This window comes from Streptomyces sp. NPDC032161 (assembly GCF_040636995.1).
Taxonomy (GTDB): Bacteria; Actinomycetota; Actinomycetes; order Streptomycetales; family Streptomycetaceae; genus Streptomyces.
On sequence record NZ_JBEZVN010000002.1, the window covers coordinates 78,197 to 100,732 of the forward strand.

At 70.2% G+C, this 22,536-nt stretch carries 21 protein-coding genes and 2 pseudogenes; 13 read left to right on the forward strand and 10 right to left on the reverse strand.

Annotation, left to right across the window (positions count from 1 at the left end; genetic code table 11):
* Positions 1-71: 71 nt before the first annotated feature.
* The gene (locus AB0E67_RS06155) at positions 72-1,148 is read right to left on the reverse strand and encodes an amidohydrolase family protein (protein ID WP_362023499.1); all 1,077 of its coding nucleotides are present in this window, start codon (positions 1,146-1,148) and stop codon (positions 72-74) included.
* Between the two features lie 133 nt (positions 1,149-1,281).
* On the opposite strand from AB0E67_RS06155, the gene AB0E67_RS06160 reads away from it, so the two are divergent.
* The 6 genes and pseudogenes from AB0E67_RS06160 to AB0E67_RS06185 form a co-directional block, all read left to right on the forward strand.
* Complete coding sequence (locus AB0E67_RS06160; RefSeq protein WP_362021666.1) at positions 1,282-2,388, forward strand: aminotransferase class V-fold PLP-dependent enzyme; 1,107 nt, start codon at positions 1,282-1,284, stop codon at positions 2,386-2,388.
* 339 nt (positions 2,389-2,727) lie between these two features.
* Positions 2,728-3,258, forward strand: a complete 531-nt coding sequence (ectA, locus tag AB0E67_RS06165; protein ID WP_362021670.1) for a diaminobutyrate acetyltransferase — start codon at positions 2,728-2,730, stop codon at positions 3,256-3,258.
* A 55-nt stretch (positions 3,259-3,313) separates the two neighbouring features.
* Entirely contained in the window at positions 3,314-4,582 is a 1,269-nt protein-coding gene (gene ectB, locus AB0E67_RS06170; RefSeq protein ID WP_351518291.1) for a diaminobutyrate--2-oxoglutarate transaminase, read from the forward strand.
* A 169-nt stretch (positions 4,583-4,751) separates the two neighbouring features.
* Entirely contained in the window at positions 4,752-5,150 is a 399-nt protein-coding gene (locus AB0E67_RS06175; protein WP_351518293.1) for an ectoine synthase, read from the forward strand.
* A gap of 5 nt (positions 5,151-5,155) precedes the next feature.
* Complete coding sequence (thpD, locus tag AB0E67_RS06180) at positions 5,156-6,073, forward strand: ectoine hydroxylase (RefSeq protein ID WP_362021673.1); 918 nt, start codon at positions 5,156-5,158, stop codon at positions 6,071-6,073.
* A 421-nt stretch (positions 6,074-6,494) separates the two neighbouring features.
* Positions 6,495-6,656, forward strand: a pseudogene (locus tag AB0E67_RS06185) (GntR family transcriptional regulator); the annotation flags it as partial.
* 39 nt (positions 6,657-6,695) lie between these two features.
* Here the strand turns inward: AB0E67_RS06185 and AB0E67_RS06190 are convergent.
* Together AB0E67_RS06190 and AB0E67_RS06195 are read right to left on the reverse strand one after the other, a co-directional pair.
* Complete coding sequence (locus AB0E67_RS06190) at positions 6,696-7,637, reverse strand: hypothetical protein (RefSeq protein WP_362021676.1); 942 nt, start codon at positions 7,635-7,637, stop codon at positions 6,696-6,698.
* Between the two features lie 41 nt (positions 7,638-7,678).
* A complete protein-coding gene (locus AB0E67_RS06195; RefSeq protein WP_362021679.1) occupies positions 7,679-8,134 on the reverse strand; it encodes an NUDIX domain-containing protein in 456 nt (151 codons plus the stop codon).
* Between the two features lie 858 nt (positions 8,135-8,992).
* Here AB0E67_RS06195 and AB0E67_RS06200 point away from each other — a divergent pair.
* Positions 8,993-9,760 carry a hypothetical protein gene (locus AB0E67_RS06200; protein ID WP_362021682.1) on the forward strand — a complete coding sequence of 256 codons (768 nt, stop codon included), beginning with the start codon at positions 8,993-8,995 and terminating at the stop codon, positions 9,758-9,760.
* Positions 9,761-9,868: 108 nt separating this feature from the next.
* On the opposite strand, the gene AB0E67_RS06205 is transcribed toward AB0E67_RS06200, so the two are convergent.
* The 5 genes and pseudogenes from AB0E67_RS06205 to AB0E67_RS06225 form a co-directional block, all read right to left on the reverse strand.
* Complete coding sequence (locus AB0E67_RS06205; RefSeq protein WP_362021685.1) at positions 9,869-10,204, reverse strand: P27 family phage terminase small subunit; 336 nt, start codon at positions 10,202-10,204, stop codon at positions 9,869-9,871.
* A gap of 107 nt (positions 10,205-10,311) precedes the next feature.
* Positions 10,312-13,041: a SpoIIE family protein phosphatase gene (locus AB0E67_RS06210; RefSeq protein ID WP_362021688.1), complete on the reverse strand. Its 2,730-nt coding sequence runs from the start codon at positions 13,039-13,041 to the stop codon at positions 10,312-10,314.
* 201 nt (positions 13,042-13,242) lie between these two features.
* Positions 13,243-13,473: pseudogene (locus AB0E67_RS06215) on the reverse strand (alkene reductase); the annotation flags it as partial.
* Between the two features lie 96 nt (positions 13,474-13,569).
* The gene (locus tag AB0E67_RS06220) at positions 13,570-14,631 is read right to left on the reverse strand and encodes an aminotransferase class V-fold PLP-dependent enzyme (RefSeq protein ID WP_362021691.1); all 1,062 of its coding nucleotides are present in this window, start codon (positions 14,629-14,631) and stop codon (positions 13,570-13,572) included.
* 192 nt (positions 14,632-14,823) lie between these two features.
* Positions 14,824-15,546: a DsbA family oxidoreductase gene (locus tag AB0E67_RS06225; RefSeq protein ID WP_362021693.1), complete on the reverse strand. Its 723-nt coding sequence runs from the start codon at positions 15,544-15,546 to the stop codon at positions 14,824-14,826.
* A 492-nt stretch (positions 15,547-16,038) separates the two neighbouring features.
* Between AB0E67_RS06225 and AB0E67_RS06230 the strand changes: the two genes are divergently transcribed.
* Both AB0E67_RS06230 and AB0E67_RS06235 read left to right on the forward strand, forming a co-directional pair.
* Positions 16,039-16,482, forward strand: coding sequence for an MscL family protein (locus tag AB0E67_RS06230; RefSeq protein WP_362021696.1), 444 nt, complete (start codon positions 16,039-16,041; stop codon positions 16,480-16,482).
* A gap of 291 nt (positions 16,483-16,773) precedes the next feature.
* Positions 16,774-17,520, forward strand: a complete 747-nt coding sequence (locus AB0E67_RS06235; RefSeq protein ID WP_362021698.1) for a hypothetical protein — start codon at positions 16,774-16,776, stop codon at positions 17,518-17,520.
* Here AB0E67_RS06235 and AB0E67_RS06240 read toward each other — a convergent pair.
* Positions 17,510-17,986 carry an ATP-binding protein gene (locus AB0E67_RS06240; protein ID WP_362021700.1) on the reverse strand — a complete coding sequence of 159 codons (477 nt, stop codon included), beginning with the start codon at positions 17,984-17,986 and terminating at the stop codon, positions 17,510-17,512. The genes AB0E67_RS06235 and AB0E67_RS06240 overlap by 11 nt on opposite strands.
* Positions 17,987-18,150: 164 nt before the next feature.
* On the opposite strand from AB0E67_RS06240, the gene AB0E67_RS06245 reads away from it, so the two are divergent.
* The 3 genes from AB0E67_RS06245 to AB0E67_RS06255 all read left to right on the forward strand — a co-directional run bounded on the left by AB0E67_RS06245 (position 18,151) and on the right by AB0E67_RS06255 (position 19,890).
* Entirely contained in the window at positions 18,151-19,008 is an 858-nt protein-coding gene (locus tag AB0E67_RS06245) for a helix-turn-helix transcriptional regulator (RefSeq protein ID WP_362021702.1), read from the forward strand.
* Positions 19,005-19,208: a DUF397 domain-containing protein gene (locus tag AB0E67_RS06250; protein ID WP_362021704.1), complete on the forward strand. Its 204-nt coding sequence runs from the start codon at positions 19,005-19,007 to the stop codon at positions 19,206-19,208. Before AB0E67_RS06245 ends, AB0E67_RS06250 begins: the two co-directional genes overlap by 4 nt.
* A gap of 265 nt (positions 19,209-19,473) precedes the next feature.
* Positions 19,474-19,890, forward strand: coding sequence for a hypothetical protein (locus tag AB0E67_RS06255; RefSeq protein WP_362021707.1), 417 nt, complete (start codon positions 19,474-19,476; stop codon positions 19,888-19,890).
* A 66-nt stretch (positions 19,891-19,956) separates the two neighbouring features.
* Here the strand turns inward: AB0E67_RS06255 and AB0E67_RS06260 are convergent, their stop codons facing one another.
* Positions 19,957-21,477 (reverse strand): aldehyde dehydrogenase (NADP(+)), encoded by a 1,521-nt coding sequence (locus tag AB0E67_RS06260; protein WP_362021710.1) that lies wholly within the window; start codon positions 21,475-21,477, stop codon positions 19,957-19,959.
* Between the two features lie 230 nt (positions 21,478-21,707).
* On the opposite strand from AB0E67_RS06260, the gene AB0E67_RS06265 reads away from it, so the two are divergent.
* Entirely contained in the window at positions 21,708-22,478 is a 771-nt protein-coding gene (locus tag AB0E67_RS06265) for an IclR family transcriptional regulator (protein WP_362021713.1), read from the forward strand.
* The last annotated feature ends 58 nt before the right edge of the window (positions 22,479-22,536 follow it).

A 22,536-nucleotide genomic window follows, 5' to 3' on the forward strand; every position in this document is an offset into this window, starting at 1 on the left:
CGCGAAAGTGCTTCGACGGGACGGCACGCGTTCGGCGACCGTCCGTCGACGCCGCGCGTCCCCGGCCGCCGTCAGCCGATCACGCGGCCGTTCAGCACGACGCGTCGCGGCGCCGCCAGCACCCGCACGTCCGCCCGCGGGTCGTCGTCGTAGACGACCAGGTCCGCCGGGGCCCCCTCCTCCAGCGCCGGCCGCCCGAGCCACGCGCGGGCGCCCCAGGTGGTCGCGGACAGCGCGTCCAGGGGCGGAATGCCCGCCTTCACCAGTTCGGCGACCTCGTCCGCCACCAGACCGTGGGCCAGCACCCCGCCCGCGTCCGTGCCGACGAAGACCGGGACCCCGGCGTCGTAGGCGGCGCGCACCGTGTCGTAGCGCCGCTCGTGCAGCCGCCGCATATGGGCCGACCAGCGCGGGAACTTGGCGTCGCCGCCCGCCGCGAGCGAGGGGAACGTGGCGATGTTGACCAGGGTCGGGACGATCGCGACACCGCGCTCGGCGAACAGCGGGATCGTCTCCTCGGTCAGCCCCGTTGCGTGCTCGACGCAGTCGATCCCGGCCTCGACGAGATCGCGCAGCGAGTCCTCCGCGAAGCAGTGCGCGGTGACCCGGGCGCCCAGCCGGTGCGCCTCGGCGATGGCCGCCTCGACCGCCCCGCGGGGCCAGCAGGCGGCCAGGTCGCCCACCTCGCGGTCGATCCAGTCGCCGACCAGCTTGACCCAGCCGTCGCCCCGGCGCGCCTCCTGCGCGACGTACGCGACGAGGTCCTCCGGCTCGATCTCGTGGGCGTAGTTCCGGGTGTACCTGCGCGGCCTGGCGATGTGCCGCCCGGCCCTGATGATCTTCGGCAGGTCCTCGCGGTCGTCGATCCACCGGGTGTCGGCGGGCGAACCCGCGTCCCGCAGCAGCAGCGCCCCCGCCTCCCGGTCGTCGACCGCCTGCTTCTCGCTGGTCACGGCGTCGACGGCGCCGTGCAGGTCGAGCCCGACATGGCAGTGGGCGTCGACCAGCCCCGGCAGCGCCCAGCCGGTGACCGTCACCGCCTCGTCGGCCCCGGCCGGCCGCTCGTGGGTGATCCGCCCGTCGACGGCCCAGAGTTCGTCCCGGACGTCGTCGGGTCCGACGAGCACCCGCCCCTTCACGTGCAGCACCCTCGCTGCTCTGCGATCACTCATGAACAGCACTGTACGAGCCCCCTTCCAGGCCCCTCGGTACGCTTCGACGGTAGCCCCGTCCGTTCACGGCACCGCCGCGCACGGCCCCCGATCCGAAGAGAGCACCACCGTGACGCACCCGTTCCTCGACCTCGCCCCGCTCACCGCCGCGCGCTTCGCGGCCATCGAGCAGCGGGTGGCCGGCCTCCTGACCACCGAGCAGGACGTCGTCATCATGCAGGGCGAGGCGCTGCTCCCGCTCGAAGGCTGCATCCGGGGCGGCGCCCGGCCCGGTTCGACCGCGCTGAACGTCGTCACCGGTCCGTACGGGAAGACCTTCGGGAACTGGCTGCGGGACTGCGGCGCCGAGGTCGTCGACCTGGTGGTCCCGTTCCACACCGCGGTCACCGCCGACCAGGTCGCGCGGGCGCTGGACGAGCACCCGGAGATCGACTTCGTCTCCCTGGTCCACGCCGAGGCGGCGACGGGCAACACCAACCCGGTCGCGGAGATCGGCGAGGTCGTCCGCGCGCACGGGGCGCTGTTCATGCTGGACGCCGTCGCCTCGGTGGGCGCCGAGCCGCTGCTGCCCGACGCATGGGGCGTCGACCTCTGCGTGATCGGCGCCCAGAAGGCGATGGGCGGCCCGGCCGGGGTGTCGGCGGTGTCGGTGAGCGGGCGCGCCTGGGAGCGGATCGCGGCCAACCCGAGGGCCCCGCGCCGCTCGTACCTCTCGCTCCTGGACTGGAAGGAGCGCTGGATCGACGGTGGCCGCAAGGCACTGCTGCACGCCCCCGCCCAGCTGGAGATGCTGGCCCTGGAGGCGTGCGTGGACCGCATCGACGGCGAGGGGCTGGACGCGCTGATGGCCCGGCACGCCTCGGCCGCCGCGGCGACGCGCGCGGGCGCGCTGGCGCTCGGCGGCGGGCTGACGCCGTACGTCCACGAGGCGAGGGACGCGGCGCCGGTCGCGACGACCCTGCGCGCGCCCGAGGGGACGGACGCGGCGGAGCTGGTCGCCCGGGCGCTGGCGGCCGATCCTTCGCTGCCGCTGATCGCGGGCGGGGGTGCGTTGTCCAAGGAGATGATCCGGGTCAATCACTACGGTGTGGACGCGACGCGGGGCGCGGTGCAGTCCTCGCTCGCGGCCCTGGGGGCGGCGCTGGCCGACACGGGCCGGCAGGTCGACTTCGAAACTGCCCGCAAGGCCGTTTCGGAAACCTGGCCGAGCGCATAAATACGCGCCGTTCACGCGATATTCAATAAATGCGGGGAGCTGCTTTATCCAGGGCAGCTCCCCGCATTCTTCTGCCCGCTTTCCTCGACCCTAAACACCCGACTTCCCAGGGACTTCTCCCGGCGCCGATCCACACAATTCCGTTGCGTGATCCGAGAGTTACGACCTTGTGACCGACTCCACAGCGCGACCGTTATGCCGGACAAAATGACCTCAAAACGGTGGAAAGCGCAGCCCGGTCGCGCCAGTGCGCGCGCCCGCCTGATAACACAGGCGATCTTCCTGTCCAACCCCTCACGTCGATGCAATTTGAGAATTTGCTGGGTAAATTCAATTTGCATGACCGCCGCACCAGCAGATTTTGCACGTGCCCGAAGCGAATTCCTCACCATCGACACCCCACGAGTGGAGGACGGGGCCGCGATCTGGCGCATCGCCCGCGACTCCGAGGTCCTGGACCTCAACTCCTCGTACAGCTACCTGCTGTGGTGCCGTGACTTCGCCGCCACCTCCGTGGTGGCCCGCGACGGTTCCGGCGAGCCCGTCGCCTTCGTGACGGGCTACCTCCGGCCGGACCGCCCCGGGACGCTCGTCGTCTGGCAGGTGGCCGTCGACCGCGCCCACCGCGGATCCGGACTGGCGGGAAGGCTGCTGGACGCGCTGACCTCGCAGGTCGCCGACGCGCTGAGCCTGTCCCGTGTCGAGACGACCATCACCCCGGACAACTCCGCGTCGGACCGGCTGTTCACCTCGTACGCACGACGCCACGCGGTCGCCCTGGAGCGCGAGGTGCTCTTCGACGGCGAGCTGTTCCCCGAGGGAACGCATCTGCCCGAAGTCCTGTACCGCATCGGCCCGTTCCCCTCCTGAGCGATCCGGAACGCATGACGCCACCCGTCACCCCCCTCAAGCAGGAGAACCCCCTGTGACCATCACCCCGCCCGCGCTGAGCGTCTTCGAGACCCTGGAGTCGGAGGTACGGAGCTACTGCCGCGGCTGGCCCGCGGTGTTCGACCGTGCGCAGGGCTCCCGTCTGACCGACGAGGACGGCCACGACTACCTCGACTTCTTCGCCGGCGCGGGATCCCTCAACTACGGCCACAACAACCCCGTGCTGAAACGCGCGTTGATCGACTACGTCGAGCGCGACGGGATCACCCACGGCCTCGACATGGCCACCACCGCGAAACGCGCCTTCCTGGAGTCCTTCCAGCACCATGTGCTGCGCCCGCGCGACCTCCCGTACAAGGTGATGTTCCCCGGCCCCACCGGCACCAACGCGGTCGAGGCGGCGCTGAAGCTGGCCCGCAAGGTGAAGGGGCGCGAGTCGATCGTCTCGTTCACCAACGCGTTCCACGGCATGTCGCTGGGCTCCCTGGCCGTCACCGGCAACGCGTTCAAGCGGGCCGGGGCCGGCATCCCGCTGGTGCACGGGACCCCGATGCCGTTCGACAACTACCTCGACGGCCGGGTGCCCGACTTCCTCTGGTTCGAGCGGCTCCTGGAGGACCAGGGGTCGGGTCTCAACCAGCCCGCCGCCGTGATCGTCGAGACGGTACAGGGCGAGGGCGGCATCAACGTGGCGCGCGCCGAGTGGCTGCGAGCGCTCGCCGACCTGTGCCGGCGCCGCGACATGCTGCTGATCGTCGACGACATCCAGATGGGGTGCGGGCGCACGGGGGCCTTCTTCTCGTTCGAGGAGGCCGGCATCGTCCCCGACATCGTCACCCTGTCGAAGTCCATCAGCGGCTACGGACTGCCCATGTCGCTCTGCCTGTTCAGGCCGGAGCTGGACATCTGGGGGCCGGGCGAGCACAACGGCACGTTCCGCGGCAACAACCCGGCGTTCGTCACGGCCGCCGCCGCGCTGGACGCCTACTGGGCGGACGGCCAGACGGAGAAGCAGACCCTGGCCCGGGGCGAGCAGGTCGAACAGGCGCTCCTCGCGATCTGCGACGAACACGCCGGGCTCGGGGCGCGGTACCGGGGCCGCGGTCTGGTCTGGGGGGTGGAGTTCACCGACCCCTCGCGCGCCGCCGCGGTCTGCGCCCGCGCGTTCGAACTGGGCCTCCTGGTCGAGACCTCCGGTCCGCAGAGCGAGGTCGTGAAGCTGCTGCCGCCGCTGACCGTCACTCCCGAGGAACTGGACGAGGGGCTGCGCACACTGGCCCGCGCGATCCGCGAGACGGCCTGACCCCGGGCCGCACCGGTACGGGACGCGTCGGATCCCGCCCCGTACCGGACCGGCCCGCACCGTCCCGCAGTTCCCCGGCCCGGCCGCGAGGACGAGTCCCGCACCGGGCGGCGCCGCACAGAGAACCGAGCACAGAGAACAGAGAACAGAGAAAGGCGACCCATCCACCGTGATCGTCCGATCCTTCAGCGACATCGAGAACACCGACCGGCACGTGAAGGCCGCTTCCGGCACCTGGGAGAGCAAGCGCATCGTGCTGGCGCAGGAGAAGGTCGGCTTCTCCCTCCACGAGACCATCATGTACGCGGGCACCGAGACGACCATGTGGTACGCGAACCACATCGAGGCCGTCCTGTGCGTCGAGGGCGAGGCCGAACTCACCGACGAGGAGACCGGTGAGAAGCACTGGATCACCCCCGGCACGATGTACCTGCTGGACGGCCACGAGCGCCACACCATGCGGCCGAAGACCGACTTCCGCTGCGTCTGCGTCTTCAACCCGCCGGTCACCGGACGGGAGGAACACGACGAGAACGGCGTCTACCCGCTCCTGACCGAGGAGGGCTGAACCCCATGACCACCGACACACGCACGGCCGTACGCACCGGCGCACGCCCCGACCTCTACCCCACGCGCGGCACGGCCGAGATGGTCACCCCCCGGCAGGACCCGGTCGTCTGGTCCGCGCCCGGCACCCCGGGGCCGATCGCCGTGAAGGACCTCCAGGACTTCGACCGCGACGGCTTCCTCTCCGTGGACCGGCTTATCGCCCCCGACGAGGTCGCCACCTGCCGCGCCGAGCTGGACCGGCTGATCGCCGACCCCGCGGTGCGCGCCGACGAGCGCTCGGTGATCGAACCGAAGTCGCAGAAGGTCCGGTCGGTCTTCGAGGTCCACCGGATCAGCGAGGTCTTCGCCCGGCTGGTCGCCGACGAGCGGGTGGTGGGCCGGGCCCGTCAGATCCTCGGCTCGGACGTGTACGTCCACCAGTCCCGGATCAACGTGAAGCCGGGATTCGGCGCATCGGGGTTCTACTGGCACTCGGACTTCGAGACCTGGCACGCCGAGGACGGTCTGCCGCGCATGCGGACGGTGTCCGTGTCGATCGCGCTGACCGAGAACCACGACACCAACGGCGGGCTGATGATCATGCCCGGTTCGCACAGGTCGTTCCTCGGCTGCGCCGGCGCGACCCCGCAGGACAACTACAAGCAGTCCCTGCGCATGCAGGACGCCGGCACCCCGTCCGACGAGGCGCTGACCGGGCTGGCCGACCTGCACGGCATCAAGCTCTTCACGGGACCGGCGGGCTCGGCGACCTGGTTCGACTGCAACTGCATGCACGGCTCGGGCGACAACATCACCCCGTATCCGCGCAGCAACGTGTTCATCGTCTTCAACAGCGTGGAGAACGCCGCCGAGGAGCCGTTCGCGGCACCGGCGCGGCGTCCGGAGTTCATCGGGGCACGGGACTTCACGCCGGTGGGGTGACGCCCCCGGCGGGCCGGACAGGGGCGGGGGCGCGAACGCCCCCGCCCCGCGCGCAATTCGATGGAGCCGTCGCGGCCGAACTCAACAGCCGACCACGCAAAACGCTCGGCTGGGAAACCCCAGCCGAGCGTCTGTCTGAACTGCTCGCCACCACACGTCAGTGATCACGTGTTGCGACGACCTCTGGAATCCGCCCTTGGCCGCACGGGGCGTTTTGTTGTCTGCGTGGTCAGCGCCGAGGGGTCCAGCGCATCGCGGGAAGCTCGTTCCACTGTGCGCGCTGCGGGTACTGGCGGGCGTGGTCGGCGCACGCCCAGTGCGTGAACCCTGCCCCGCTGTTGCTCTGCACTTCGCCGATGATCACGGGTCTACCCACGTACGGAAACGGGCCCCGCCGTGTCCGGTTGTCCACGCTTCCCCTATGAGTCCGAGCATTGACTACGAAGCCCCTGCACCGCTGTATCAGCAGATCGCGGCGGAGATCATCCGGGATATCAAGTCGGGCACTCTCGCCGTGGACCGCCCGATCCCCTCGGAGTCCGCGTTGATCCAGCGATGGGGCGTGGCGCGGGACACCGCCCGCCGTGCGGTCAGGCACGGACGGGGCCGACCAGGCGACCGCTTACGCGGTCATGGGCTCGAAGTAGCCCGGCGTCCGGAACAGACCCGCGAACGTGCCAGGGCGGTGGCGGTCGTCGAGCCATGCCCCGAGCGTCGTCGTGTCGCCGCTGATGATGGCCGCGAGCAAGCGCGTGTGGCACTCGTATTCCTCCCCCGGGGCGAACTCCCCGAGGAAACGCAAGTACCGGCGGTTCACGCCTATTTCGTAGTTCCGGAGCGCTGCGGCGTATTGCGTCCGCTCCGCGCTTTCCGGCACGTCCACCGCTCGCCGGCTGTCCTCTTCGGTGAGCGTTCCTGTCACGTCCCGGAAAGCGAGTGCGCCGAGAACGTCTGAGGGTTCTGTGATGCCAAACCGTTCAGCGGTCTTCCAGGTGATGGAGCGCGCTTCCCTGTCGCACGCGCCCTCCATGACGATTCCCAGGTTCCGCGTGTGGCGGCTTCCGCGTTCGTCGGCAACCGAGTAGGACTGTCCGGTTGCGCGGCGGTAGTTGATTCCGTACTGGGTGCGGACGGGCAAGCCTGCCACTTCCACGTACCGCCGACGCGATCCGTAATGAAGGCAGTCATGGGCGTACGCGCGCAGCAGGTCGAGCAGCGCCAGGGCGGGGTGCTCGGGATTTCGCCGTTCCATGGGGCCGTGCATGGTGATGACGGCGACCATTTGGAGATGCCGGTAACCCTGGTCCGGGTGGTGGAATCCGCCAAAGGCCCCGGCGCGCGAGGAATCGCAACCGACCAACACGCGGTCGAGCGGCAGCATCCGCGACAGCCCATAGCCCGCGTACCGGCGCTTGGAATCCCCCACACCAGCGTGGAAAGGCGTGGTGTCGATACCGTCCGCCGCCCATCGGCTGAGTATTTCCGAAAGCGGGCGGAACACGTGGGCGGGGTGCCTTCCCGTGAGCTGGGACGCATCGGCACGCATGACGGCAAGGGCCGCCATTGCCCGCGCTCCCGTGACCGACTCGTTCGGCGCGAGTTCCGTTAAGTCGGGGACCCCGACTTGATGAGCTGAATGTGAGACTCTTGCATCCCCTCCGGGAGCATGTCCGGGCTGAACCACTTCGCCTCCAGAATCTCGAAGCCGTCGATCTTGAGCGTTCCACCCACGTGCAGAGCCTCATACGCGATCTCCACGCGGAGTTTGTAGCCGCTGGTTACCTGAACGAGCCGCCCCGGCACCACGTCAAGGCCCGTTTCTTCCCGGACCTCCCGAACGATGGTCTTCGGGAATTCCTCACTCTTGATGGCGTATCCGGTAGGAAGACCCCACGGGCGGTCAGCGGGCCACATTCGGTGTTTCAGAAGCAAGACTTCTCCCGCCTCATTTCGCACAATGCCCGTGACGCCGACCATGAATTTGGCGTGCGCGAACCACAGAACGCGCCATTGCAGCGGGCCGCGGATGAGCTTCCACATCCGGGCAATGATTCGCTTCATATGCACCCTTTCGATAAGGCAAGCGTGTCCAGCGCTTGCGATGCTGGCTCAACCTATGCCGTGGGGTGCAGGTCACGCCCAGGCTTCCGCGAGCCCGCCCCGGCCGCTCGACCTGTCCAGGGTTTCCACCACCGGGGCGGGATCTTGGCCCACCCCCGATGACTCGACCGTCCATTGAGGAATCACCGGGGGTGGAGTTGGAGCCCGTCCCCCTCGGGGGCCTGCGCAATCAGCACGGGGGGAGCTGTGCGGCACCGTGAGGGGGACGGGGGATCAGAGGCGACCGGTAGCCGCCAGCGTCGGAATCGCCGTGGCCAGCGCGGCGACGGTGGAGACGAACACGGACCATCCGAACCGGCGTGCATGTTTCACGAGTTCCCCCAGAGCGGTACGCAGTTGGGGCAGTCGTGGTGACGGGCGTTCGTGGGGTGCGTCGGACCCGGCAGTTAGACCACGCCGGTAGCGCTGACCGCCCCGCCGTACTGGTCCCACCAGCCGGCCGGAGAGTCCGCGTACGGCCCATGGGGATCGTCCACGAGGCTGACCAGATCCGGCGGCGGGAGAGGCCGCGTACGAGGCTGCTGCGGGCGCACTGCGGGTCCGGTCATCCGTGAGCGTCCGCGAGGTGGCGAGTCATCCTGACGTTGCAGTCGCTCTGCTTGTCCCGTCGCCGTTCGCCTCGCCCGGTCGCGCTCCATGGCGATGTTGTCGCAGTGAGCGCACCCAAGGGAGACATTAAATCGTCTCGAAGTTGCGTTCGATGAACTGGCTATGAAATACCCCGTGTCTCCCCCGCAAGACTTGCTCGAAAGAGTACGCAAGCATTCTGCGTATGTGGCTCACCTCATGGATGCACGCATGACGCTTGCGGAACAGCGCCACCTTTATGTGGTCGGAGGCTGGTTCCAACTTTTGGGCGCCACGTTGCACATTGACCTAGACCAGGAGCACGCCGCGACGGCCCGATTGCAGACTGCGGCCACCCTCGCGCAGCACGCAGAGCACCGCGAAATTGAGGCGTGGTGTTATGAGACAGATGCTTGGCGAGTGCTCACGGATGGCGACTATTCCCTCGCGCTAGAACTCTCCCTGACCGCACAGGAATTGGCACCGGCCGGAACCTCCGCTGCAATCCAGGCGACGGCGCAAGAGGGGCGGGCGAGAGCGCGGCTCGGAGAGGGGCCCGAAACATACGCGGCCATAGACAGAGTTCAACGAATGTCGTCTGCGATGTCCCCACGCAAGGGCACTGAACATCACTACCAATACGATCCGGGTAAGGCGCTGGCCTATACGGCGACAACCCTTGCATGGATCGGAGATTCCGCAGCGGAGGACTACGCCCGTCAGGTAATCGCCAGACTGGCACCCGTTGATGACGTGGAGAAATGGCCACGTCGAGTGGCTTCAGCGAATATTGACTTGGCGCTGGCATTGCTTGGCGGCGACCGACTGGACGAGGCGTGCAACGCAGCACAGCGGGCCATACTTTCCGGCCGTATCGTTCCGTCGAATCACTGGCGCGCGCTTGAGGTCGTGAGGGCCGTGGAGCGGCGACAGCTTCCGGAAGCATCCGACCTGCGAGAGGCTTACCAGGGATTGAAGGCATTCCCAAAGGGAGACTGAATGGTCCGCGTACACCTGAGAACGCAGGAACCCCGCACCCGTCGCCCTGGTGGGTGACGAGCGCGGGGGCTCTGTGGTGCTGCGGGTCAGTCCCAGACGTCCGAGTCGTCATGGTCGGGCTCGGGGGCCGTGATGGCGGCGGGCGCTTGGCGAAAGGCCCAACTCCCGTACGTTCCATGCGAGTTGCGCCCGGTACTGGCCTGCGATGGTGGTAGCGCCGTTCTTCTGCCATCCACGCTCGCCCCGGACGAGCGAGCCGTTTTCGGATAGCTTCCGTTCGCACTGGTCGATCCGCGCGGCAGAAATGCGGTAGTCCCTAAGGACAGTGGTGTCTACCTCACCGAGTCCAACCGCGAGTTTCAGCACAGGGACGACGCGCTGCCATTCGCGCGAGGCGACCGCACGGCAGCGGGAGTTCACCGATTCCTGTTTCGGATCGCTCACGCTGCGGAAGGTCTCGCGCCAATCGGGCTCGGGTCAGTTCCGAGGGCGGTACGGCAGCGCGCCCGTGGCGGGAAGGCGCGCCCCCTCGGGGCCCGTCGGCGCGGCGGTCAGAGCCCCGCGCCGAGGACGTCCAGCCACGCCGTGCCGTCCGCGCCCCCGCCGGCCCGGGGCAGCGACAGCTCCGCCCAGATGACCTTTCCCTGCGGGGTGTAACGGGTGCCCCAGCGTTCGGCCACTCTGGCGACGAGGAACAGGCCACGGCCTCCTTCGTCCATCAGAGCGGCGTCGCGCAGATGGGGCGAGGTGCTGCTGGCGTCGGCCACCTCGCAGGTCAGGGTGCGGTCGTACAGCAGTCGTACGGTGACCGGCGCGGAGCCGTAGCGGATGGCGTTGGTGATCAACTCGCTGAGGACCAGCTCCATCGGGAACGCGAGCGCGGGCAGGCCCCAGTCGTCGAGCTTCCGGGCCGCGGCGGCGCGCATCCCCGCCACCGCGGCGGGGTCGAACGGTACGTCCCAGTCGGCGACGCGGTCGGGCGGGATCGCCCGCGTCCGGGCGATGAGCAGCGCCACGTCGTCCTTCGGCCGACTGGGCAGGAGCGCGTCGAGCACCGCCTGGCAGCTGTCCTCCGGCGACCGGCCGGGGTGGCCCGCCAGGGCTTGGCGCAGCAGTTCGATCCCCACGTCGATGTCCCGGGTCCGGTCCTCGATGAGCCCGTCGGTGTAGAGGACGAACTGGGTGCCCTCCGCAACCGTCAGTTCCGCGGTCTCGAAGGGCATGCCGCCCAGGCCCAGGGGCGGGCCGGCCGGCAGATCGGGGAAGGAGACGTCGCCGTCGGGCCGGACCAGGGCGGGCGGGGGATGCCCGGCCCGCGCCACGGCGCAGTGGTGGGAGACGGGGTCGTAGATCACGTAGAGGCAGGTGGCTCCCATGACGCCCGCGCCGACGGCGGTCTCCGCCTCCTCCTGGTCGATGCGCGCGACCAGGTCGTCGAGGTGGCCGAGGATCTCGTCGGGCGGCAGGTCGAGGGTGGAGAAGTTGTGCACGGCCGTACGCAGCCGTCCCATCGTGGCGGCCGCGTGCAGGCCGTGGCCGACGACGTCCCCGACGACCAGCGCCACCCGGCTGCCCGGGAGCGGGATCACGTCGAACCAGTCGCCGCTCACCCCGGAGATCGCGGGCAGGTAGCGATGGGCGACATCGAGCGCGCTCTGTTCGGGCAGGGCCCGCGGGAGCAGGCTGCGCTGCAGCGTCACGGCCATGACGTGCTCACGGGTGTAGCGGCGGGCGTTGTCGATGCTGACGGCCGCCCGGGCGACCAGTTCCTCGGCCAGGGACAGATCGTCCTCGTCGAACGGCTCGGGCTTCCCGGAGCGCCAGAAGTTGGCCATGCCCAGGATGACGCCCCGTGCCTGGAGGGGCACCGTGATCAGGGAGTGGATGCCGTAATCGACGATCCTCCGGGTCAGCTCCGGGTCCTGGGCGAGCCAGCCGGGCGCGGCGGACAGGTCGGGCACCAGCTCCGGCCGGCCGGTGGCGAAGGCCCGTGCCTGCGGGGTGGAGGGGAGGAAGCTGGTCAGGCGGCCGGGGCGGTAGAGGGGGTGGTCGTCCCGGATGCCGTGGACGGCGGTGCGGCGCATGTCCGCGTCCGTACCGGTCGGCTCGTCCCCCCGCAGGACCGGGTCGGCCAGGTCGACGGTGGCGAAGTCGGCCAGCCGGGGGACCGCGACCTCGGTCAGCTCCTCGGCCGTGCTCACCACGTCGAGGCTGGTTCCGATGCCGAGGCCGGCGTCGTACAGCAGCCGCAGCCGCTCGCGGGCGCTCTCCGCCCTGCCGGACAACGCCCGCAGTTCCGTGGAGTCACGCAGGGTCGCGACCGTCCCCTTGGGTCCGCCGTGACGGTCCGTGGTCCGCTGGTTCACCGCGAGCAGCCTGTCCCCCACGAGGTGCACCTCGTCCGTGGCCGTGCGCCCCGAGGTCAGCAGTGCTGCCATGCCGGGGTCGAGACCGGGCACCTGCGAGATGTGCCGCCCCTCGGCGTCGAGCGGCAGGTCCAGCAGCCGTCTGGCCTCGTCGTTGGCCAGCAGCAGCCGGCCGTCGTTGCCGACGATGAGCACGCCCTCGCGCACGGAGTGCAGCACCGCGTCGTGGTGCTCGTACATTCGGGTCATCTCGGCCGGGCCGAGCCGGTGGGTCTGCCGCCGCAGCCGCCTGGCCACCAGCGCCGTCCCGGCCGTGGCCATGGTGAGCGCGGTCGCGCCCGCGCCCAGGATGATCGGGATCTGGCGCGTGACCGCTCCGGCCACGTTCTCGGCCTTCATCCCGGCGGCCACCAGGCCCACGACCTTGTGCGCGGGATCGCGGACGGGGACGATCGCCTGCACCTCGCGGCCGAGCGGGCCGTTGACGCTCTCGGTGTACACCTGGCCGGCCAGCGGCGGTCCGATGTCGCCGACGATCCGCTTCCCGATCAGTTCCGGCCGGGGATGCGTGTAGCGGATCCCCTGCGTGTCCGTCACGACGATGAAGTCGACGTCCGCCGCCTTCCGCCCCGCCTCGGCGAGCGGCTGGAGCACCCGGGAGGGGTTGGGGTCGCGCAGCGCGGCCGGGAGGCCCGGTGCGTGCGCGAACGTCTGCGCGACGGCGATGCAGCGGCGCCTCGCCTCGGTCTCGCTGTCGTACCGGGAACCCACGACGAGCGCCAGCATCGCGGCGGCCACCAGGAGCACGACCACGGCCACCTGAAGGGCGAAGACCTGGCCCGCGAGGCTCCGGGGGTGCTTGCCCACGAGTGACCGAAGCTGAGCGCTCCGGAATCGGCCGCGACGACTGACCACATTGCCCTTTTTAACACCGCGGGGTCGAAGGCGCGTGCGGCGGATCCGGTCGGCGCCCGCCCGGTGCGGGAGCGCGCGACGGCGCCCGCGCCGGTCCGGCGGCCATGGGGCCGGACCGGCTCCGGGACGGTACGGGTGACGCGGCGGTCCGCCGTCGTGGCGGGCCCGTTCACGCAACCGGGTGCCGCCCTCTCGCGGCCGTCAGGACCGGACGGTGTCCAGCGCCGGGTAGTCGACGTATCGATTGGTGTCCCTGCCGAAGAAGGTGGACGGGTCGGGGGTGTTGAACGGGCCGTTGGCCCTCAGCCGGGCGGGCAGGTCCGGGTTGGCGATGAACAGCGCGCCGTAGGAGATGACGTCGGCGGTCCCGTCGTCGACCAGCGGGTGGTCGTCCGGCCCGGTCGGTCCGTCCGTGTGCGCGTTGAGGAGAACCTCTGCCGGGAGGCCGCGGGGTCCGCGGACTGCCCCGGGCGCCGCTGTCCCCTGCCGAACCGGGGACGCGAGCACGGCCCGGTCGCCCTCGCGGACTCAGCGCGCGAGCACGTCCAGGGCCCGGTCCGCGTCGGCCTGCGTGTTGTACAGGTGGAAGGCCGCGCGCAGACTCCCCGCCCGGTCCGAGACCACCACCCCGGCCCGCGCCAGCTCGGCCGCCCGTCCGCCGAGTCCGGGCACGGCCACGATGGCCGACTCCCCGGGCACCGCCTCGTGCCCCAGCCCGGCGAGCCCCTCCCGGAAGCGGGCCGCGAGCCCCGTGACGTGCGCATGGACGACGTCGACACCGACCTCGCCCAAAAGGGCGAGGGAGTGCTCGGCCCCGTGGTACGAGAGGAAGGACAGCGGTTCGTCGTAGCGGCGGGCGCTCCGCGAGAGCCGCAGAACCGGGCCGTACGTGCTGTTCCAGGGGTCGTCGGAGGCGGCCCACGCGGCGAAGAGGGCCGGGAGGGTGCGCTGAGCCTCCTCGGTGACGGTGAGGAACGAAGTGCCCCGCGGACCGAGCAGGAACTTGAAGCCGCCGACGACGACGTAGTCGTACGCCCCGGCGTCCAGCGGGAGCCAGCCGGCCGACTGGGTGGCGTCGAGCAGGGTCCGGGCGCCATGGGCCGCCGCCGCCTTCCGCACCGCGTCGAGGTCGGCGATCCGGCCGTCGGCGGACTGCACGGAGGAGAAGGCGACGAGCGCGGTCCCGGGCCGCACCGCATCGGCCAGCGCCTCCAGCGGCACGTACCGCACCCGCAGGTCGCCACGGACCGCGAACGGGGTGACGATGGAGCTGAACTCCCCCTCGGGTGCGAGGACTTCGGCCCCCGCCGGGAGCGAGGCCGCGATCAGCCCGACGTGCACGGAGACGGAACCGCCGGTGGCCACCCGGTCGGCGTCGACCCCGACGAGGCGGGCGAATCCGGCCCGGGCCGCCTCCACCGCCTCGAAGTCGCCGGAACCGACCCTGCGCCCCGTGGCGAGTTCGTCGACGAGCTTCTTCACGGCCTCCACCGCACGGCGGGGCAGCAGGCCGCAGCTGGCGGTGTTGAGGTACGTGGTCTCCGGAGCGAACTGGTCTTCCGCCACACGGCTGAGCGAATCAGTCTCCATGCGTCCAGCCTGAAGCCGACTTGAACGCCCGTCAATCACTGACGATCAGCGAAGATCGCCGACGATCAGAGGGAATCCAGAACGACACTCCCCCGTCCACGCTCGCCACACAGACGCGGCCCGGGTCCGCCGCCCACGCCGGGACGGCCGGGACTGCCGCCCACGCACCCGAACTGCCGGGATTGCCGGGACTCAGGAGGCGCCGCCGCCGTTCTGCGGGACCTCGCAGGCGCCGTCGGCGTCGCAGGCCGCGGCGTCCCCGCCGATCGCGGTCAGCGGCCGGTCCTTCCACGCCTGTTCGAGCGCCTGCGCGAAGACCTCGGCGGGCTGACCGCCGGAGACCCCGTACCGCCGGTCGAGCACGAAGAACGGCACCGCGTTGGCCCCCAGCTCGGACGCCTCCCGCTCGTCCGCCCGCACCTCGTCGGCGTAGGCCTCCGGATCGGCGAGCACGGCCCGCGCCTCGTCCGCGTCGAGTCCGGCCTCGACGGCCAGCTCGACCAGCACATCGGCGTCGTAGACGGAACGCTCCTCGGCGAAGTTCGCCCGGTAGGCGAGGGTCAGCAGCTCGTCCTGGCGACCGCGGGCCTTGGCCAGGTGGAGCAGCCGGTGGATGTCGAAGGTATTGCCGTGGTCGCGCCCCTCGGTGAGGTAGCCGAGCCCCTCGGCCCGGGCGTTGGCCGCGACGTTCTCCTCCATGGCCCGCGCCTCGTCGGGGGTGCGACCGTACTTCCGCGCCAGCATGTCGACCACCTGCACGGTGTCGCCCTTGGCGTGTCCGGGGTCGAGCTCGAAGGACCGGTGCACGACCTCGACCTGATCACGGTGGGCGAACCCCGCCAGGCCCTTCTCGAAGCGGGCCTTGCCGATGTAGCACCAGGGGCAGGCGATGTCGCTCCAGATCTCGACGCGCATGTCTTCTTCTCTCCGGGAGTCGGGGGCTGGGGTCCGGCCCCCGGAATCCGGGGTCCGGTGGCCGGGGCCGGGCAGCGCGAAGCACTTCTCCGCGCACCGGGACGAACACCACGACGGCCCCGCGCATTCCCGGAACACGAACCGGCCAGTGCGAGGCACGGGCACCCCGCGCGCCTCGGCGCAGCCGTCGCGACGCGGGCCCTGTCGGCCGACGCGTTGTCGGGCTACAGGCTCGTGTCGTCGCGTCGGCAGTGGCCGCGTTGTGCCGTGAGGTGCCCACTTGCCGCCGCCTTTTGACTGACGCGGGTGAATGACACGAACTGTTCGTTCCTCAGATGCGGATATTCACCCGATTGATGTACTGGCCGCCGAAGGAGTTCGGCAGTCGAGGGAAGAAATCCTCCCGCGCCTGCGCCGTAATACTCAATGCACGCCGAGGAATGTAGCGTGCTGCCCGGTCCAGACCGGGGGCCCAGTCGCGAGGAGCCGAAAATGCTCAAGGGGTTCAAGAACTTCATGATGCGCGGCGATGTCGTCGTCGTAGCTGTAGGCCTCATTGTCGCATTGGCCTTCAGTACCTTGATCAAGGCGTTCACCGATTCCGTGATCAATCCCATTATTGCGCGCGCTCAGGGCGGCCGTTCAGTCGGATTGGGGTGGCAACTCGGCCAGGCGGGCAACAAGGCTACGTATCTCGATATCGGTTCCTTCATCTCGGCAGTCATCTACTTCATCATCTTCATGGCCGTCGTCTACTTCCTCATCGTCGTACCGTACAAGCGATATTCGGCGCGGCACGGTGTGGTGGTCTTCGAAGAGCCGGGGCCTGTCAAGACGTGCCCGGCCTGCCTGTCCGAGGATCTGCCGGCCGCTGCCACCAAATGTCGGTACTGCGGCATCGAGCAGCCGCCGACGACCAGAACGCCACGCCCCTGATCGGACGGGGGGATCACGACCGTTCCGGGGTGCTTCCAGGAAGCGAAGGGCCGGGGCGGCCTGGACCACTACGACGACGCGACGCGCGGCAGGAACCTCCGGGCGCCCCGGCCCAAGCGATCTCTCCCGGGCCGCACAGGCATGGCCTTCGTGCGCTCGCCCCCACAACTCAACAGCCTCATCGGCGCCTGAACCATCACGGCACGGACAGAGGGCTCCAAACACCTGCGCGAACGCAGGGTGCGTGATGTGATCCAACGGGGACGAAGGTCACGATCGAGGGGGAGCCTGATGATTTCCGAGCCGGAGATGACGGGCGACTTCGCCCCCACCGCCTCCCGCGAGGTGATGGACGGTTTCGGAAGCGAACCCGCCGGGGGATCCGGGAAGCACCGACCGTGGCTGTGGGCGCTGGGCGGGGCCGTCATGGCCACTGTCCTCTGGGCCGGGGCGTTCTTCCAGTACGGACTCGGCGACCGGAGACCGGACTTGCACGGGTACCGGCTGGACAAGGACCCTTGCCCGTCCCTGCGGCTGAAGTCGATGGGCGCGGCGATCGGACCGAGAGAGAAGGCCGATCCCGGACCACGGCTTCTGAACCATGCCGCCCTCGACCAGGCGCGGTGTTTCATCTCGCTCAGGCCGACGGGCGCGGCCGACGAGCCCGGCAAGGGCTGGTCGATCGGGTACGGCGTCGGAATCACGGTGTCGCTGCACAAGGAGTCGGACCCCGGAGCCGAGTTCGAAGCCCTACGACGGGTGACCGACACGGGCATCGACCCGGAAGTGAAGCTGGAGACGGTGCCGAATCTCGGCGAACGGGCCTACCTGCTGACCGCTGACGACGGATCCTCGGAACTCCGGGTGCGGGAGGGCGGCGCGGTCTTCTCCCTGAATCTCTACATCTCCACCCAGTACATGGACGACGGCTCGCACGAACAGCCCACCGACGACGAACCGGAGGTGCCCAAAGTGTCCGCCTACCACTCGGCCATGATCAGTGACATGCGTGACCTCATGGCGATGCTCAAACACTGAGGGCCTGCCCCCGCGCCCCGGTGGTCACGGCACGGACCTCGGCCCATACCGTCTTCCCGGACGGTGGGCACGGGTCCACGCCCCAGTCCGCGGCGAGCGCCTCGACGATGATCAGCCCTCGCCCGCCTTCGTCCGCCTCCCGGGGCACGGCGGAGAGGTCGCGTTCACCGCGCGGGTCGGTGACCTCGATCCGCAGCCGGCCGTTCGGCAGCATGGCCAGCCCGAGACGGAACCCCCGCCCCTCCAGCCTCCCGTGCACGGCCGCGTTCGCCGCCAGTTCGGCGACGACGAGCGCGGCAGCGTCGGTGCGCTCCCCGTCACGCGGCCATCCCCACGCCGCCAACTGCTCCACCGCGAGCAACCGGGCCAGGCGGGCACCTCGGCGCGTGGCACTGAACAACTGCGTGAACTGCTGTGCGGATGCCGCTGGTTGCGGGGCATCGATCTGTACGGATTCACTCGTCACGCCACTCAGCGTGGTCGAGCGGCCGTACGCTGACCAGCAACGACGACGGTACGCAGCGTGCATGTACCGGTACGCACGGCGACCGGTACCGCCCGTCCCCCGTGACGAAGGGATGGGCTGTGACGGGCACGGTGGGCCGATGAGCGACGAAGGCGGGCAGCACGATGGAGTTGGACGGCGCGATCGACGGCAGCGACGACTCGGAGGAAGCCGCGGACCTGTTCCGTGTGGTCGGCCGTCAAGTCCGGCTGCTGCGCGAACGGGCCGGCCTCACACAGCGGGAGCTGGGCGAACGCCTCGGGTACAGCGAGGAGCTGATCCGTTCGCTGGAACGCGGACGCAGAACGCCACAGCCCGAATTCCTGGACGCGGCCGACGACTTGCTGAGCGCGGGCGGACTGCTCCGGTCCACGATGGAGGACGTGAAGCGCGCGAAGGCGCGGGCACGCGTGAAGCATCCGGCGTGGTTCAAGGATTACGCGAGGCTGGAGGCGGACGCTGTCGAGCTTTGCTACTACAGCAATCACACGGTGCCTGGCCTGTTTCAGACCGAGGCGCACACACGTGCCCTGTACGCCATGCGCAAGCCCCTGCTGGACGACGAGCTCATCGAACAGCGGGTGACGTCCCGCCTGGCTCGACAGACCGTCCTGACGAAGCGCCCCGCCCCAATGGTGAGTTGCGTCGTCGAGGAAGCGATCCTCCGACGCCCCATCGGTGAATGGGACGTTCACGAGGAGCAGCTCCAAGAGCTGGTCAGGCTCGGCGGTTTGCGAAACGTGGAGCTTCAGGTCATGCCGTTGGACCGGCCCGAACACGCGGGCCTCGGTGGCCCGTTCATCCTCCTCACTCCGACACGTAAACCACAGGTCGGCTACCTTGAGGTACAGAACATCAGCCGGTTGATCACCGACCCGGAGGAAGTTCGTATTCTGGCCGCACGATACGGGTGCATCCGATCGCAGGCGCTCACACCGCGTGAGTCCTTGGCTCTGATCGAAAGGTTGCTGAAAGACCGATGAAGCCCGACATCCGGGTTCAGCGCCCGGCAGACGACTCGTGGTTCAAGAGCAGTCACAGCTCCAACGAGGGCGGCGAGTGCGTCGAGGTATCCGTCGCCGAACAGGCCGTCCTCGTCCGCGACTCGAAGGACACCGCCCGCTCCCACCTCACCCTCACCCCGACCGCCTGGACGCACTTCGTGCGATACGCGGCGAAGTGAGCACGCCCCGGCGTCCCCGTCCCGACAGAAAACTGCCACCCTCGCGCCCCCACTGAGGTGAGTCCGGCGTCCGAGGACGCCATGGCAGGGCGCGGCAGGCTCGTCGGCCGACGGGGCCGGGCGGCCGGGTCACTCGGCTGGCCTGGTGCGGTCGCCACGCGGTGGTCGCGGGTTCACGCTGTGAACGTGGCGGAAGCGCGGCCGGGTTCCGCTTCCGCACCACGGTGTGCGGCGACGACCGCGCCGGCGACGAAAGGTGACAGCCATGGCGAGCATGCCCAGTGGTGTGCGACAGGACACGACGGGCTCCCGGGACGGCGGACGGGTGGCCGGACCGGCGATGTTCGTCGGCGTGGCGCTGGTCCTCAGCGGGGTGCTGAGCGTGCTCCAGGGCATCACCGGCATCGCCCGCGACAGGCTGTACGGCGTACCGCTGCACTACGAGTACCGCTTCGACCTCACCACCTGGGGCTGGATCCATCTGATCGTGGGAATCGCCCTGCTGGTCGGTGGTTTCGGAGTGCTGCGGGCCATGAGCTGGGGTCGTTCGGCCGGTATCGGGCTCGCCGCCATCAGCCTGGTCACCCAGTTCATGTTCATCCCGTACTACCCGCTATGGGCCATCAGCGTGATGACGCTGGACCTCATCGTTCTCTGGGCACTGATCAGGCTTGCCATCTGAGCCCGACCTCCCGCATCGCCCGGTCGTTGGTTCCGCATCGTCGTCCGCCGGGCGGGACGGCGAGGGTCACGCGCGGCGGCCGTCCACACTGCGGGGCAGGTTCAGCGGGTTGCCCTCGCGGAGTTCCGGCGGGAGGAGCGCGTCGGGGGTCGACTGGTACGTGAGCGGGCGCAGCCAGCGTTCGATCGCGGTGGCGCCGACCGAGGTGGATGTGGATGTGGTGGCCGGGTAGGGGCCGCCGTGGTGCTGGGCGGGGGCGACGGCGACGCCGGTCGGCCAGCCGTTGACGAGGACGCGCCCGGCCAGCGGGGTGAGGGCCGCGAGGAGGGCGGGGGCGTCGGTGTCGGGCCCGTCGGTGGCGGTGTGGAGGGTGGCCGTGAGGTTGCCGGGGAGGCGGGAGAGGACGGCGTCGATCTCGTCGTCGGAGGTGTAGCGGGCGACGACCGTGACCGGCCCGAAGCACTCCTCCAGGAGCGCGTCGTGCGGGCCGTCGGCGGCGAGGAGGTGTGCCGGAACGGTGAGGAAGCCGGGTGCGACGGTGTGGTCGCCGCCCGCGCCGGGGATGACCGGGGCCTCGACACCGGGGAGCGCGGCCCGTTCGCCCACCCCTGAGAGGAAGGCGTCGCGCATCCGGTGGTCGAGCAGGGCCCCGGCCTCGCTGCCGCTGACCGCGTCGGTGAGCGCCTTCAGGAGCCGGTCGCCGCTCTCCCCGGCCGGGGCCAGGACGAGTCCTGGCTTGGTGCAGAACTGGCCCAGGCCCAGGGTCATCGAGCCCGCGAGCCCGGCACCGATCCGCTCGCCGCGCTCGGCGGCGGCGGCCTCGGTGACGACCACGGGGTTGAGGGAGCCCAGTTCGCCGTGGAAGGGGATGGGGACGGGGCGGGCGGCCGCCGCGTCGTGCAGGGCGCGTCCGCCGCGTACCGAGCCGGTGAATCCGGCGGCGGCCACCAGCGGGTGCCTGATCAGTTCGAGGCCCGCGTCGAAGCCGTGCACCAGGACCAGCACGTCCTCGGGCAGTCCGGCCCGTGCGGCCGCCCGGCGCAGTACGGAGGCGCAGAGTTCGGCGGTGGCGGGGTGGTCCGGGTGCGCCTTGACGACAACGGGGCAGCCGGCGGCCAGCGCGCTCGCGGTGTCACCGCCGGGGACGGAGAAGGCGAGCGGGAAGTTGCTCGCCGCGTACACGGCGACCACCCCGAGCGGAACCTTGTAGCGGCGCAGGTCGGGCCATGGCGGGGTTTGGGTGGCGTCCTCGTGGTCGATGCGGATGTCGAGGTAGGCGCCCTCGTCGGCGACCTCCGCGAACGCCCTCAACTGGGCGGCGGTCCGGGCGAGTTCGCCGGTGAGCCGGGCCGGGCCGAGCGCGGTCTCCGCGTCGGCGGCCTCGATGACGCGCTCCCCCGCCTCGGTCAGCAGGTCGGCCGCGGTGCGCAGGAAGGCGGCGCGTACGGCACGGTCGGCGAGGGTGCCGCGTACGGCGTGGGCGGCCCGGACGGCGCGGTCGACCTCCTCCGACGATGCCTCCACCGCAACCTGCTCGCGCGGGTTGCCGGTGCGGGGGTCGACGCTCAGGACGGGTGCTGCTGCCACCGTGATTCCTTCCGCTCCGCTGCCACACATCAGAATTCGTTCGGTATTCTGAACACAGTTCGCGATCTTGAATATGGCCGACTCTATTTCCGGGCTTCGGGAGTTGGCAAGGAGCCGTACGGCCAAGGAGCCCCCGGATTCCGGAGAGGCCGGGGCCGAAGGCGCCGGGGCGGGAAGCCACGGGGCTCGTCAGCGGACGGACGGCGTGGGACGGGGAGGGGTGCGGAACGATGTCTGCCGCCGAATCGGGTGGGGCACAGGTCAAGTCCGCCGTGCGCACGGTGGAACTGCTGGAGTACTTCGCCGGACGGCCCGGCATGCACTCGCTCGCCACGGTGCAGGAGGCCGTCGGCTACCCCAAGTCCAGCCTCTACATGCTGTTGCGCACGCTCGTGGAGCTGGGCTGGGTGGAGACCGACGCGACGGACACCCGGTACGGGATCGGCGTACGGGCCCTGCTGGTCGGCACCTCGTACATCGACGGCGACGAGGTCGTCGCTGCCGCCCGGCCGACCCTGGACCGGCTGGCCGACGACACCACGGAGACCATTCACCTGGCCCGCCTCGACGGCACGGACGTGGTGTACCTGGCGACCCGGCAGTCCCAGCACCATCTGCGTCCGTTCACCCGGGTCGGCCGACGGCAGCCCGCCCACTCCACCGCGCTCGGCAAGGCGCTCCTGGCCACCCACAGCGACGAGCAGGTCCGCGAGATGCTGCCGGAAACGCTGCCCGCGCCGACCGGGCACACCATCACCGACCGCGAGAGGCTCATCGAGGAGCTGCACGCCGTACGCGAGCGGGGGTACGCGGTGGACCGCGAGGAGAACACCCTCGGCCTGCGCTGCTTCGGTGTCGCCGTCCCGTACCGCACCCCGGCGCGCGACGCCATCAGTTGCTCGGTTCCGGTCGCCCGGCTCACGCCCGCGCACGAGCAGATGGTGAAGGACGCGCTGTTCGACGCGCGGGACCGGCTCGCCCTCGCCACCCGGAGGCTGTGAGCCGGGCTTTCCCCACGGGCCGGATCGTGCCCGCTCCGTTCGTGTGCGGCCCCGCGCC

Excerpts from the sequence above, each read along its gene's own strand:
- thpD (WP_362021673.1), top strand. The coding sequence starts at position 5,156 with ATGACCACCGACACACGCACGGCCGTACGCACCGGCGCACGCCCCGAC.
- AB0E67_RS06265 (WP_362021713.1), top strand. The coding sequence starts at position 21,708 with ATGTCTGCCGCCGAATCGGGTGGGGCACAGGTCAAGTCCGCCGTGCGC.
- AB0E67_RS06200 (WP_362021682.1), top strand. The coding sequence starts at position 8,993 with ATGACGCTTGCGGAACAGCGCCACCTTTATGTGGTCGGAGGCTGGTTC.
- AB0E67_RS06220 (WP_362021691.1), bottom strand. The coding sequence starts at position 14,631 with ATGGAGACTGATTCGCTCAGCCGTGTGGCGGAAGACCAGTTCGCTCCG.
- AB0E67_RS06225 (WP_362021693.1), bottom strand. The coding sequence starts at position 15,546 with ATGCGCGTCGAGATCTGGAGCGACATCGCCTGCCCCTGGTGCTACATC.
- AB0E67_RS06195 (WP_362021679.1), bottom strand. The coding sequence starts at position 8,134 with ATGAAGCGAATCATTGCCCGGATGTGGAAGCTCATCCGCGGCCCGCTG.
- AB0E67_RS06190 (WP_362021676.1), bottom strand. The coding sequence starts at position 7,637 with ATGGCGGCCCTTGCCGTCATGCGTGCCGATGCGTCCCAGCTCACGGGA.
- AB0E67_RS06255 (WP_362021707.1), top strand. The coding sequence starts at position 19,474 with ATGGCGAGCATGCCCAGTGGTGTGCGACAGGACACGACGGGCTCCCGG.
- AB0E67_RS06230 (WP_362021696.1), top strand. The coding sequence starts at position 16,039 with ATGCTCAAGGGGTTCAAGAACTTCATGATGCGCGGCGATGTCGTCGTC.
- AB0E67_RS06235 (WP_362021698.1), top strand. The coding sequence starts at position 16,774 with ATGATTTCCGAGCCGGAGATGACGGGCGACTTCGCCCCCACCGCCTCC.
- AB0E67_RS06250 (WP_362021704.1), top strand. The coding sequence starts at position 19,005 with ATGAAGCCCGACATCCGGGTTCAGCGCCCGGCAGACGACTCGTGGTTC.
- AB0E67_RS06245 (WP_362021702.1), top strand. The coding sequence starts at position 18,151 with ATGGAGTTGGACGGCGCGATCGACGGCAGCGACGACTCGGAGGAAGCC.
- ectA (WP_362021670.1), top strand. The coding sequence starts at position 2,728 with ATGACCGCCGCACCAGCAGATTTTGCACGTGCCCGAAGCGAATTCCTC.